This is a genomic window from Sphingomonas sp. CCH9-E2 (genome assembly GCF_001557215.1).
In the GTDB taxonomy this organism is placed as follows: domain Bacteria; phylum Pseudomonadota; class Alphaproteobacteria; order Sphingomonadales; family Sphingomonadaceae; genus Sphingomonas.
Window position 1 is genome coordinate 57,962 of sequence record NZ_LSJM01000104.1, and the last position, 12,102, is coordinate 70,063.

At 60.6% G+C, this 12,102-nt stretch carries 12 protein-coding genes; 9 read left to right on the forward strand and 3 right to left on the reverse strand.

Annotation, left to right across the window (positions count from 1 at the left end; all coding sequences use genetic code 11):
- Positions 1 to 12 precede the first annotated feature (12 nt).
- Positions 13 to 648 carry a hypothetical protein gene (locus AX681_RS05585; RefSeq protein WP_058456878.1) on the forward strand — a complete coding sequence of 212 codons (636 nt, stop codon included), beginning with the start codon at positions 13 to 15 and terminating at the stop codon, positions 646 to 648.
- Between the two features lie 304 nt (positions 649 to 952).
- Positions 953 to 1,093, forward strand: a complete 141-nt coding sequence (locus AX681_RS21835) for a hypothetical protein (protein ID WP_156416645.1) — start codon at positions 953 to 955, stop codon at positions 1,091 to 1,093.
- A 431-nt stretch (positions 1,094 to 1,524) separates the two neighbouring features.
- Here AX681_RS21835 and AX681_RS05590 read toward each other — a convergent pair whose 3' ends face one another.
- Positions 1,525 to 2,010 carry a hypothetical protein gene (locus AX681_RS05590; RefSeq protein WP_058456879.1) on the reverse strand — a complete coding sequence of 162 codons (486 nt, stop codon included), beginning with the start codon at positions 2,008 to 2,010 and terminating at the stop codon, positions 1,525 to 1,527.
- 681 nt (positions 2,011 to 2,691) lie between these two features.
- Here AX681_RS05590 and AX681_RS05595 point away from each other — a divergent pair.
- The gene (locus AX681_RS05595) at positions 2,692 to 3,684 is read left to right on the forward strand and encodes a DUF2493 domain-containing protein (RefSeq protein ID WP_058803389.1); all 993 of its coding nucleotides are present in this window, start codon (positions 2,692 to 2,694) and stop codon (positions 3,682 to 3,684) included.
- 339 nt (positions 3,685 to 4,023) lie between these two features.
- A complete protein-coding gene (locus AX681_RS05600) occupies positions 4,024 to 4,590 on the forward strand; it encodes a hypothetical protein (protein WP_058818295.1) in 567 nt (188 codons plus the stop codon).
- A 149-nt stretch (positions 4,591 to 4,739) separates the two neighbouring features.
- Here AX681_RS05600 and AX681_RS21840 read toward each other — a convergent pair whose 3' ends face one another.
- Entirely contained in the window at positions 4,740 to 4,931 is a 192-nt protein-coding gene (locus AX681_RS21840; protein ID WP_146215413.1) for a hypothetical protein, read from the reverse strand.
- Between the two features lie 89 nt (positions 4,932 to 5,020).
- Between AX681_RS21840 and AX681_RS05605 the strand changes: the two genes are divergently transcribed.
- Positions 5,021 to 5,272: a hypothetical protein gene (locus tag AX681_RS05605; protein ID WP_231733732.1), complete on the forward strand. Its 252-nt coding sequence runs from the start codon at positions 5,021 to 5,023 to the stop codon at positions 5,270 to 5,272.
- A 47-nt stretch (positions 5,273 to 5,319) separates the two neighbouring features.
- Here the strand turns inward: AX681_RS05605 and AX681_RS05610 are convergent, their stop codons facing one another.
- A complete protein-coding gene (locus AX681_RS05610) occupies positions 5,320 to 5,703 on the reverse strand; it encodes a hypothetical protein (RefSeq protein ID WP_156442723.1) in 384 nt (127 codons plus the stop codon).
- A gap of 392 nt (positions 5,704 to 6,095) precedes the next feature.
- Here AX681_RS05610 and AX681_RS21320 point away from each other — a divergent pair, with 392 nt between their 5' ends.
- Genes AX681_RS21320 through mobF form a run of 4 tightly spaced genes read left to right on the forward strand, consistent with a single transcriptional unit; the run spans position 6,096 to position 12,099 of the window.
- Entirely contained in the window at positions 6,096 to 6,389 is a 294-nt protein-coding gene (locus AX681_RS21320) for a ribbon-helix-helix domain-containing protein (protein ID WP_058818294.1), read from the forward strand.
- Positions 6,382 to 8,778: a type IV secretion system DNA-binding domain-containing protein gene (locus AX681_RS05615; protein ID WP_066659786.1), complete on the forward strand. Its 2,397-nt coding sequence runs from the start codon at positions 6,382 to 6,384 to the stop codon at positions 8,776 to 8,778. The genes AX681_RS21320 and AX681_RS05615 overlap by 8 nt, the downstream gene beginning before the upstream one ends.
- Positions 8,775 to 9,071: a helix-turn-helix domain-containing protein gene (locus AX681_RS21325; protein WP_082660521.1), complete on the forward strand. Its 297-nt coding sequence runs from the start codon at positions 8,775 to 8,777 to the stop codon at positions 9,069 to 9,071. Before AX681_RS05615 ends, AX681_RS21325 begins: the two co-directional genes overlap by 4 nt.
- Position 9,072: 1 nt before the next feature.
- Positions 9,073 to 12,099, forward strand: a complete 3,027-nt coding sequence (gene mobF, locus AX681_RS05625; RefSeq protein WP_058803394.1) for a MobF family relaxase — start codon at positions 9,073 to 9,075, stop codon at positions 12,097 to 12,099.
- Positions 12,100 to 12,102 lie beyond the last annotated feature (3 nt).

The window sequence follows — 12,102 nt, forward strand, 5'->3', positions numbered from 1 at the left end:
GAGTATGACATCATGGCACTCTTTAGGGTAAATCTCGACGAACAGCTCGAGGAGCATCTGGATAACGCAGCCCAGTACCAGCGGCACGATCGATCCGAAATCGTCCGACAAGCGCTGACCGAGTATTTCAGTTCAGCTCAGAACCACGTCCACGACGACGAAGCCATCTGGGACGAATGGCGCGACTTCTCCCGAACCGTGCTCGACGCACAACAAAAGGCGATCATAGCCGCCATCCGAACCCTTCCCGATGAGGCATGGGCCTCGCGGAGCGAAACGCTCGATCGCCTAACCAAGGCCATCGAAGACGTCGAATGGGACCAGGGCATTGAGCCGATCTATGAAATCTTGAGAGAAAAGGTGATCGAAAAATCGCTCGCCTTCGCCACTAACCCCGAGATCGAACCCACCAACCGAAGCTACCCGTTCGCGCCCATCATCCGCTTCGACATTGGCTTTGCAACCGATGACCTCTACTCGGTCCGGCTGCCGCTGATCCAGGCATTCTTCCAATACTACTGGGAAGCAGGCGAAGCGGCTTTCGATGAAATACCAGCCATCTGGGAAGCTGCCAAAGCGCGCATAGATGCTGGCGAAAGGCGCCCCTCAAATGAGGAAGCTGCAGCGGCGCGACGGACCTCTGGCTAGGAAATGGTGCTCTGGCAAGCGGAGTGGTTGATGTATCATCTTCCGTACGCGCGCCTTGCATGAGGCTACCGTCATGCAAGCGGCCTTGCTTCAAACTTGGTTGCCCCCTCGCAGGATAAACAGTGGGTGGCGTCTCCCGACCTCTGGCCGGGATCGCGCTCTATTCCGCCCCGTGCGCTGCGGCCCCGTCTTCACGAAGGCTTCGCGCACCCAAGGCTTCACCGAGCCCCTGAAAGGTCTCGGTCCTTCAGGTGACGATCGCTGACGCATTTGGCCGCTGGCCACGCTTGCGCGCTGCCGCCTGATGAGCGGCGCTCTCAAGCGGCTCGGGCTGCGCCGGGGCATTGCGTTTCTGATGGCCCGCCGGCTCTCGGTTCCGCCGCTCGCGGCCGAGTTGCCGCGCGCGATTTCACGTTTCAAACTTCTTCGTTTATCAGACCTTTGAAAGGAGATGAGATATGGCCAACGTCAGTGGGTCGGAGCGCAAACGGCGCAAGAAAACGCGCGAAGAGAATTCCGTTTGCGCACGCTGCAGCATAACGCTTAGCGACGGATGTGCGGACACTCATCATGATTTTGAGCGTGGCGATAAGCGATACACGGATGAAGCTCATCGACATGCTGTGTGCAAGCCGTGCCATCGAGGCATTCATCAAGTCTTTCCGCAACAAGCCGTCCCTCTTTCCGAGGTGTTGGCCAAGGAGGCATCAGGTGAGATCAAGATTGCCAGAATCTGCTGTGCGAACTGTGCATAGACACCGCCGCCGCAGCCATCTCGGCTATTGTCGTTTCCGCGGCAAACTGCACGAAGCTGCCGGTCTGCTTCAAGTACGGCTCCTGCTCGTCACTTAATGTGGCCCGCCACTGGTATGGACCCTATCGGTCCTCCTGATCCAGACGGACCGCCTTTTCGATGAAGCCCTGTGGCTCTCTCACGAAATGCGCTGCGTCTGATTGCAGAACCGTCCTGACGACAGCTTCCCTGCTTGGCTGAATGATCGCACCCTCCGGCGTTGCAAAGACGCAGTCGAGTTGCCGCGCGACGTCGCAGACCCCGCCGACCAAAGGCAAAGAGAGATCTGCCGCGTCGAAGCGGACCTGGATTTCTTCGATGAATTCGTCATCGAAGCTCACCTGAATGTCGTCCGCAGGTTCGTCACCCCACACCCGGAGACCGGTGTACGATCGCGGCTTCTCGGGCAGCAGCATGTCGAGTTTTGCGAACAGCGCATCCGCCTTTGCGATGGGCAGTGCCAGAACAACTTCCTCGAGCTGCCCGCGGCTCATCCGTGCTGCGTGGACCCCTGCGATACGCGCCGCAGAGGCAGGGATGAGGTTGATGACGAACTGCCAGACGGCCATGGCCCGAACATAGCGTCAATGCGGGCTCCGACAATGGGCTCGTTCGCTAAGTGCCGCCCATGCGGGCAGGGCAGCGCCCCTTACCCGCGAACGCGCCTTTCCTTGCCAGGAAGGCGTTCGCGCTCGGAGCTTTCCGACCGTAATGCGTGCTGCTGCGAGCAGGCGGGTCATTCGGTATCCTCCGTCCGGTCAAGGATCGGCTCAGGCTGTCGCTGCGCTTGCCTTCACCGCCCGCGTGGCGGTGATGCCCGCTTTGCGGCATCATCCCTGACAGTCCGTCGTCTTGCGACCAGCCCCGCCAAACGGTCTCTCAAGATGGGGGGAGTTCCCGCTGTAACCCCTTCGCAGGGCCGAAGGGGCGGCCCGGTGTGGCGCTGAAGCGCCTGACCGGCCCTGCCTTCGTCTCACCTGCTCGAGGGCGGGAACGTCTCTTCCACACACACAGGAACACCTGCCGAAACCTATCGGCGGCCGCCCCTTGGTCAAGGATCGCGGTCCCCCCAATTTTCAGCAATCGCGGCTGTCTCGCTGCGCTCGCGCCACGCTTGGCAGAAAATCGGTTCCCCCACGCCCGCCATGGCGGCGGCGAGACGAGCTCGCCGTCCCTGACACGGTTCGTCCGGCCCGATGGGTTTTTGGCTGTTCCCAATGTGGGGACGATTTCAAAAATCGGAGGCTTTTATGACTTTTTTCAATTCGTTCGCAGATCTGGCTCAGGCACGGATCAATCTCGCCGATGCTCGTGAAGGGATCACGGAATCCTATGACGGAGCGTTTCTTGAACACAGCGATCTGGCAAAGCTCAACATCATCGAGGCTCCAATCGCCGCAGAGATGCCGGATCCCGACATGGCGCGCCGCGCCGTGGAGATGGCAATCGGAACGATCTTCGATGTCCTCAAGGACACGCGCATGGAGGAATTTGCGCAGCAACTCGCCTGGGGCATGGTCAACTCCTTCCACATGACCGCACGCCTGGCTGAAGGTCGCGAGGACGATGCTGCAAAGAAGCTGGGCGAAATGGCCCGCCACTTCGACCCTTCGGAGATTTACGCTGTCGAGCTCGAGGAAACACAACAGCTCTGCCAGACACTGCAAGGATGCCGCGAAGCGCTCGAGGCGATGCGCGATCATGCAGCGGACGTCTACCGGGTCGAAACCGGTCGCCCCTTCACGGCCGCACGGGGATCGCAAGTCAGCAAGAACGGGGTTACCGCAAGCCAGGTGCAGGCACGCGATTTCCTCGCCGCACGCGCCAAGGATCGCAGGGCACAATTCCAGCCCGATGGCCCGCTGGTGATCGTGTCAGGTGGCCAGAAGGATTGGCACGATTTTGCGATGATCTGGGCTATCCTCGACGACATCAAGTCGCGGATCCCGAACATGGTCCTGGGCACGACCGGCATGCGCAAGGGCGTCGACGCCATGGCCGGTGCATGGGCGCAGCAGAACGGGGTCAACACGATCCTGTTCGTCCCCGATCAGCGCCACGGCAACCGGGCTCCGTTCCTGCGCAACGAGAGCATCGTTAAGCTGAACCCTGTTGAAGCGATCATCGGTGAAGGGTCGGGCATCCAGTCCAACCTTGCACAGCGCCTCCGTCAGGCAGGCGTGCCGCTGCACATCCGCCGGATCAGTGATCAGGCGCAGGTTCGGTCGCGCAACTTTGCGTGAGCGCTCTTCGGAAGGCTCCGGCTTATCCCGGGGCCTTCCGCTCTTCTTTTGCGCAAGGGGCGGGCTCTGGGGGCATCGAACCCCCTTCGCCCGCTGACGCGAGCATCGCGATCCCCTGAGTTTATCAGGCGCGCTTGTGCCTTGGCTCGGCGCGCCTTGCCCATGCTCGATGCTTTGCATCTTGCGGGCATCGCTGCCGCACTAACTGCCACACCCGGACAATGGGTCGACCAGCCATCCTTGGGGTGAACCAGAACCACCTGGCGGCATTCTGCCACCAGCTCAGGTAGTGAGAAAGAAGAGGGGGATGGAGGAGACGAGCAGCGACAGGAGGCAAAGATGCTCGTCACATTCCGCGTCAAGGATATCGAGACAAGGCTCAATTCGAAACCGGCTCAGATATGCCCGCCAGAGCTCGCAGCACTGATGCGCAGACTGCACACCGCCAACAGCACGATCGATGCAGACCCAGGCGAATTCCTGGCCGCGCCCCTGAACTTCGAGATCAATGCCAACGCGCTTGCGATCGCCGAGTTCGCATCCTGTTTCGACCATCGCCCGGAAATGATCGCGATCGTCGAGGAAGCACAGTTTCTTGGACGAATGCTGCGGATCGAGCACCACCAATACGACGCACCGATCACGATGCGGGTGAGTGAGCACATTGCACTGGTAGGCGACATCACAATGAGCAGCGACCTTGCTGCAAAGGTGCTCACCTCGCTTGGCTACCACCGCCAAGAATCTGGCCAACTGTCCCTGCAAAAGCTTGGGACAGCGCTCGAGGATCACCGGACTTATGCGGCTTTCGCCAAGGCAGGAATCACTCCGCTCTTCGAAAGCCTCGCGTTCATCGCCGCCACCGATTGTGGAGAGCAACATCCGCTGCTCGAATGGACCTCATGACTATCCGGACAGCAGTTCACGAGCAGCCACGAACCGGCTGAACTCGTCGCCATGTTTAACGCTCGATCTGCAAATTGCCTCCTGCAGGATCGAGGTGGAAAAGGGTGCCCGGCACGTTGCCGCGGTGCCCTTTTTTCATGCCCCCTGGGTCACGGCACTGCCGAACAACCACATTCCGGCACATAGCTTTCGCGAAGTCGCTGGTAACGCATGCCTCCCGCCGCAGGCACGTCCACCACCATCGCCATGAGCACCCCGCCAGCATACTGGTCAACCACTAATTTCCCGACCGAGAAGCCGTGCTGCGCCGGCTTCCGCACCATCGAAAAATTAGCGGTCAAGCCTCCGCTTCGCTCCGGTGACCAGCACACTGACGGGGCGCTGTTTCATGGCATGGCGGACGAGCCGCCGAGCGCCAGGAGGCAAGGTCATGTGCTACACAACAGAAAGCTACGAAGACGACATTTCAGTGCTTCGCCAGATCAATCCCAACATCATCGCCCTTGATGAAAGAACGCTGGAAGCTGAGCGGCGCTCCTACCACACATTCTTCGACGTCCACGTCGTTGAGACCCCGGACGGGTACATCCTCATCGAGGAGGGAGACTATGGCGAGCTGCCGATGCATCTGATCGACCAGATCGTCTACACCGCCACCGGCAAGATGGCCGATGAATTCTGACGAGACAGGGCGGTGGTCATCGCCGCCCAACTCGACGAAAAAAGACCTCACCTGCCAAGCTTCTCGAGGGCAGAAATCGCCACCTTTGGCTTCACCTTGACGGCCAGCTCCAGAAGGGCAATCGCCGTATCCTGACCCACCTTCTTGATCAGCCGATTTAGCTCTCGTTCTGCTTCCTCGCGCTCAAGCTCTGCAAGCTTCTGCCTGCGCTCTTCCAGCTCCTTTTCTGCTGCTGCAAGCGCGGACCGTTCGCGTTCAAGTTTCGACACCACTGCGCATTCCTCCAAGCCTTGAAAGACCATGCGAAGATGCACCAATCGCAGGGTCTGTTCGAGGCATTTTTTTGCTTGCTGCTCTCGCGCCACTTCGTCGCGGAAGATGGCCTGGTTGAGCCATCGCCATGGCCAAACCAAGAGCCATTGTCGTCCCACAGCTCCCGCTGTAGGCGGAAATAACGCATGCGGTGAGTTCGCGAGTCAGGCTCGCTCGCGCAATCCCACTGGAGAACCACCTGGGCCGGTGATCCCGCTACGGCAATGGACCTAGCACAGGGCACAAGTTCCTGATTTTTTGCACACCGTACACCGCTGCGCGGTAGGCTGATGCAGCGACGTTCTGTATATTTCACAATTGGTTAGCTGAACTCTTGCTCAGAATTGGGGCGGTGCAGTCGGCTGCAGGATGCTCACGGCCACAATAAAGCACTGAAAAACCAATACCATAGCGCTGCACCGGGCTGCATCGCCGAGACTCTTGGCAAGCGCGATGCAGCGCTATATACTCGAACCTGCGATAGACGAACCACGCCTGAAAAGGTGTGGTAGTGGAAAAGAAACAGTTCCAGAGCGTCGGTGTAACGCTCAGCCCGAGGATGATCGACGTCGTCGATCAACTTGCAGCAAGCCGCGGTGTCTCGCGGTCAGAAGCCATCCGCATTGCCCTTGAAGTGGGCATTCCCCTCCTGAAGGCGGGACTATCGCTCAATGCCGAGCGGGCTGTCACAATCCTCGAGCATACCCAGCTCGCGCTCTCGCTCATCGTTCAAGAGCAATATCCGGCTGATGCCGAACACCTGATCGCTCAGGCGCTCTCCAACGTGCGAGAGCATCATGGCTGAAGACATCCGGTTCAGCAAAAAAGCTGCCACTCTCACCCACGCTTCCGCGCGCGGAAAAGTGAAGCGGAACGCAGGCAATTTTACGCGCGGATCGCAGCTGTTCCACCATGAAATCCTGATGACCTGGGCGGGCATCAGAATGCCCCTCTACGTCTGGGTCGGAACCGCCGTTATTCTGCTGTGCATCCTCGTCAGTTTGACCTTCAAGAACCACGAGGTTCAGCTCGTGCTGATGAAGCTCTATGCCGAGGCCTGGGGATGGGTGCAGCTCAATCCGAACAAGCCTGTAAACCTGACGCTTCCATCGGGTCAGATGGTGCAAGGCACTATGTCCATGGTGCCCTATCATCCTGCCGTGGAAAGGGCGTGGGCCAAGGCCGTGCAGGTCAGCATTTCCGCAGGTCTCGGTGCAGCCTTTATCTGCGTGCCCTTGACCGTCTGGTTCGTCGACTTTTCGAAACGGCGCGGCACCGACATTCTGACCGAGCGCCATGAGCGCGGTGCCGTGCTTGTGACACACAGCGAACTGGCCCAAGCCATCACCAGCCATAACTGGAAAGCGCATGTCAGCGAGTGCCGCAAGCGCACGCCGGCAGTGGACCCCGACAAGATCCTCGCAGAGCCTTTGAAGGACCGTGTCCGCGCGGGTCTGCATGCGCCTTACCGTCTGGCAGGCGTGCCGGTTCCTTGGCGCCTTGAGCAGAGCCATGCGATGTTCATCGGGACGACTGGCGCTGGGAAGACAACCGAGCTGAAGAAGATCGTCACGCAGGCGCGTGAACGCGGGCATCGCTGCGTCATTTTCGATCTGACCGGCACCTTCGTCGAGAGCTTCTATGATGCCGAGACAGACATCATCCTCAATCCGATGGACCGGCGCTGCGTGCCATGGTCGATCTTCAACGACTGCGACAACTACGCCGAATTCATGAGCGCTGCGACGGCGCTGGTTCCGAGCGGTCACAGCGCGGAAGATGACTTCTGGCAGAAATCGGCGCGCACCCTGTTCGTCGAGATGTGCGTCAAGATGATCAAAATGGGCGTGCGCTCAAATGGCGCGCTTTCCTACTTCCTGATGCAGTCGGATCTGAAGACGATCCATGCGCAACTTGAAGGCACGATTGCAGGGCCGATGATGTCACCCGCCGCTGCCAAAATGGCAGAGTCGATCCGGACCACCTTCATCGCCAATGCGAATGTTTTCCGCTTCCTGCCCGAACCTCCTCCGGGCGAAAGCGGCTTCTCGATCAAGAATTGGATGACGACCGAGGTCAAGGAAGGATCGATCCTTTTCATTACCTCCACTCACCCGGACCTGGTCCTCAATCGTCCGCTTTTGACCCTCTGGATGGATCTGGCCGTCAATGCGCTATTCCACATGGGACGGAGCCGCGATCTGCGCACCTGGTTTCTCATCGACGAGGTCCATGCGCTGCATCGTCTCCCGGCGATCGACCATGGCCTTCAGACCGCGCGCGCGTTTGGCGGCGCCTTCGTGCTTGGCATGCATTCCTTCGACAAGCTTGAAGAAACCTACGGCGAGAACGGAGCTACCAATCTGGCCTCGCTGGCGGGCACCAAACTGATCCTCAAGACGGCCGATCCCGAGACGTCGCGGCGATGCTCCGAGTTCATCGGCAACCGTCAGGTCCGGATCATGGATGAAGCCTATTCCTACGGCTATAATGACAACCGCGACGCCTCGACGATCACGCCCCGTACCAACGTCGAAGAACTCGTCATGCCGGTCGACATCAGCGACCTGCCCAGCATGCACGGGTTCGTGAAATTCCCGGACGGATTCCCCGCTGCCCGGATCAGGCTGACGTGGAAAGATTACGAACCCCGCGCAAAGGGCTTCGAACGTGTCACCGACATGCGCGCCGCCGAATACACACCACCGTCCGGGGATGGCGCGGAATTGGGGGGTGGGGATAGGGAAGGCGCACAACCTGACATCGCGCCTAAGGAACCGAAGGATCGCGAAGAGGTAGCGCTGAGTGAGGCTGAGCGGGCAGCGCATCAGCTGAGGGAGGCGATCGAAGGGCCATTGAACCCTGAGCGCGAGCTGACCGCGGAGGAGGTGGCGCGCAAGATCGAGGATGAAGAGGAGAGGGAACGCTTAGAGCGCAGGCCAGTGCAAGGGGAGCTCTACGGCTATCACCGCCCGGGAAAAAAGGACCAGCGCGAGCGGCAAAACCTGGCCATGCGCGACAGCGAAGAGCGCAGCGCGCAGGCGAAGATCGAAGGGCCAAAGGGGCGAGCGCAGAACAGCAGGGCAGACGCGCAGGAGAGCGAGCTTTCCAAAGAGAACATGCGCGGCATCGGCAACGAAAAGCAGAGCCGTCAGGACCCTTCCATCGACGATGATCAGGAGCTTGGGCGATGAGCGCGGCCGCGCAAACTGGCCATGTGTCCCCGTCAATGTGCCCGCATTGTGCCGGTACGATCGGGCGGCGGATAAAGACCGTCCGAGCGGCTCTGGGTATCTCCCAGCACGTGATGGCATTGCAGCTCGGGATCGCGGACAAGACCATCAAGAACTATGAAGGTGGGCACAGGGATCCGCCCTCCAGCCTGATCGCTGCCATCTGCGAACAGTTCCGCATCGATGCCGCCTGGCTTCTGCTGGGCGATGCTTCGCGGCCGATGTTCCAGCATGAGCAGGCAAGGGTGGCCTGAGATGCTGTCGGTCGCATCGGTCGCATCTGCAGGCGGCGCCGCAAACTACTTTGCCAAGGACGACTACTATGTCGGCGATGGTCCTGCCGAGCTTAGCGAATGGGGTGGCGAGGGCGCGAAAGCGCTCGGGCTTGCAGGCCCAGTTGCCAAGGAAGACTTCGAAAAAGTCCTCGATGGCAAGTTGCCCGATGACACGGTCGTAAATGGCAATGCAAACCGCCGCTCGGGCATAGACCTCACATTCTCGATGCCGAAGTCAGCCAGCCTGCTGGCGCAGTTGGGCGGCGACAAACGGATTCTCGATGCACAGCAGGCCGCCGTCAAGGCGACCATGGCCTATCTCGAGAAGCACTATGCGCAGGCCCGCGATCGTTCGCGCAATGCCAACGGCGAGGGCGTGGTCACAGGCAAGCTCCTCTATGCCCTGTTCCAGCACGACACGAGCCGGGCGCTGGACCCGCAGAACCATACCCATGCTGTCATTGCCGCGATGACCCAAGACAAGGATGGCAACTGGAAGGCGCTGTGGAACGGAGAGATCTGGAAGAACAACACAGTCCTTGGCTCCATCTACAACGCCGCGCTGCGGACGAACCTCGAGAAGCTCGGCTACGAAACCCAGATCACGGGCAAGCACGGCCAGTTCGAGATCAAGGGCGTGGCGCGCGATGTGATCGAAGCCTTCAGCCAGCGTCGCCTGACCATTCTGGCAACGGCCGAGAAACTCGGGAAGAGCGCTAACGACACAGAAGCCTTGCGTGAAATCACCAAGCGCACCCGCGATCCCAAGCTCAATCCGGATGATAAGCAGGCGCTTCGGCAGGAATGGGCGAGGCGCGCTGCCGGGCTGGGGTTCGATGCCAAGGCGCTGGTCGAACAGGCGCGGGAACGCGGCTCCGAGGGGCGTGAAAGCCCTTTGGGGTCGCCGCAGCGTGTCCAGGAGACTCTTAGTGCGCTCCGCGACAGCGCCAAGCTCTACACTCGGCCAGCAGACACACTGACAACCAATGGCCTGCAACGGATCACTCTGACGCCCACGCAGCTGCGCACTGAGATGGCAACCGCTTCTGCGATCAGGATCATCGGCGAACGTGAAACCTCCTGGACCCGGGGCGAGCTGGTCAAGACCGCGCTCGACCTTGGGGTGAAGGGTGTGACCGCTGATGGGGTTGAAGCGAGGATTGGCGTGTTGGTGGCCGACGGGAGGGTGCTCGAGGGCAAGAGCGACAGGCTCGATGGCAGGCCTGAGAGATTCACCACGCCCGAGCATGTCGCAATCGAGCGGGCAACCCTTGCCAATGTCGCCGCCGGAAAGGGCGCAGGCCAGGCCATCATTGAAGCTGCCGAGGCACCCGGGCGCTTGCGGCAAGTAGCGGGCACCCACGAGCTCAATGCCGAGCAGATTGCCGCGGGAACTCTGGCGCTGGCCAGCAAGGACCGCACGATCGTGATCCAGGGTGTCGCGGGCGCAGGCAAGACGACAATCATTTCGGCCATCGCAAGCGTAGCTCATCAGGAGGGAAGGGAGGTGATCGGGCTCGCCTTTGCCAACAAGATGGTGAGCGATCTTCGCAGCGATACAGCGATCCGGGGGCCGGACGGTGAGGTTGTCAGGCAGGGTATCACAGCAAGAACCGTCTCATCCTTCGTGAATGAGCATCTGCGGCCCACGCTTGAGGGCTCAGGTCCGAAGTTCGAGGCATCACGAGAGACCTTGCGCGGCAAAGTGCTGGTCTTGGACGAGGCTTCGCTCGTTGCGAACAAGCCGATGAATGACCTGCTCACGATCGCCAACCGGCTTGGGGTTGAAAAGCTGGTCATGATCGGAGACCGGGCCCAGCTGCAGCCGATCGAGGCGGGCAAAAGCTTTTCGCTGATCCAGTCCGATAACCCCGCCATAGCCCGCATCGATACCAGCCTTCGGCAGCGCACCGAACATATGAAGGAAGCCGCTGGCCTCGCGCGCGCCGGAATGTTCAAGGAAAGCTTTGCCTCGCTTGGCGAGCGTGTGGTCGAAGCTGGCGCAGACCACCTCAAGGTCACCGCGCAGAAATGGCTGGAGCTATCGCCAGAAGACCGCGAGCGTACCGCGATCTACTCATCGGGTCGTGCAGCGCGCGGCGAACTCAACCGGATGGTCCAGCAGGGCCTAAAGGCAGAAGGGGCGATCCAGGGGGAAGGGCTGAGGCTGACCACGCTCCTCCCGGCCCATGCGACGCGCGAGGAGCTGCGCTACGCCTCGACCTACAGCAAGGGCCAGCTGCTCGAAGTGACGCGCCAGAACGCCCCCGGAGGGCTTGTTCGGGGGCGGTACGATGTCGAAAGCATAGACGTGAAGGGCCGGGTCATGCTGCGCGATGAAAGCGGCAAGCTGATCAAATTCGATCCGGCGGCGATCGACCCTTCGGACAAGCGCGATGCCTTGAGGCTCTCCGAAAAGCACAAGGAGACAATCTACGAGGGCGACAAGATCCGCTGGACCGAAAAGGATGATGCCAGGGGGCTGATGAAGTCCGAGGAGGCGAGGATCCTCGGGATCAGGGATGGGATCGTCACGCTCGAGAACAAGGCAGGCGAGATCGTAGAACTCAAGCAGAATGACCGCATGCTCGAGCGCATGGGCCTGGCCTATGCGATCAACATGCATCAGGCGCAGGGCGACACGCGCGACATGGCGATCGGTGAGATGCACTCATCGGCCAGGCACTTGTCGAACCAGCGTCTGGCGCTCGTCATGATGACCCGGGTGCGCGACGACATCATAGTCGTCACCAACGACCGCGATCGGCTTCTCGCACAGATCGGCCGCAACCCGGGCGACAAGACCAGCGCACTCGAAACCCTCGGCGAAAAGCAGGTCGAGGCCAAGCGCAGCGGCCGCGAGGCTGGCGAATTCCGGCCCACAATTCCCGATCATTTGAGGGCGCCCGAGGACAGGCAAGCAAATGCCTCACGGATCGATCCGGCGAGCCTTCGGGCAACGCCCCAGCTCGATGTGCCCGAACGCAACATCGAACGCAGCCGATAGGAG

Coding starts and splice junctions, on each gene's coding strand:
- AX681_RS05585 (WP_058456878.1), top strand. CDS start 13: ATGGCACTCTTTAGGGTAAATCTCGACGAACAGCTCGAGGAGCATCTG.
- AX681_RS21835 (WP_156416645.1), top strand. CDS start 953: ATGAGCGGCGCTCTCAAGCGGCTCGGGCTGCGCCGGGGCATTGCGTTT.
- AX681_RS05590 (WP_058456879.1), bottom strand. CDS start 2,010: ATGGCCGTCTGGCAGTTCGTCATCAACCTCATCCCTGCCTCTGCGGCG.
- AX681_RS05595 (WP_058803389.1), top strand. CDS start 2,692: ATGACTTTTTTCAATTCGTTCGCAGATCTGGCTCAGGCACGGATCAAT.
- AX681_RS05600 (WP_058818295.1), top strand. CDS start 4,024: ATGCTCGTCACATTCCGCGTCAAGGATATCGAGACAAGGCTCAATTCG.
- AX681_RS05605 (WP_231733732.1), top strand. CDS start 5,021: ATGTGCTACACAACAGAAAGCTACGAAGACGACATTTCAGTGCTTCGC.
- AX681_RS05615 (WP_066659786.1), top strand. CDS start 6,382: ATGGCTGAAGACATCCGGTTCAGCAAAAAAGCTGCCACTCTCACCCAC.
- AX681_RS21325 (WP_082660521.1), top strand. CDS start 8,775: ATGAGCGCGGCCGCGCAAACTGGCCATGTGTCCCCGTCAATGTGCCCG.
- mobF (WP_058803394.1), top strand. CDS start 9,073: ATGCTGTCGGTCGCATCGGTCGCATCTGCAGGCGGCGCCGCAAACTAC.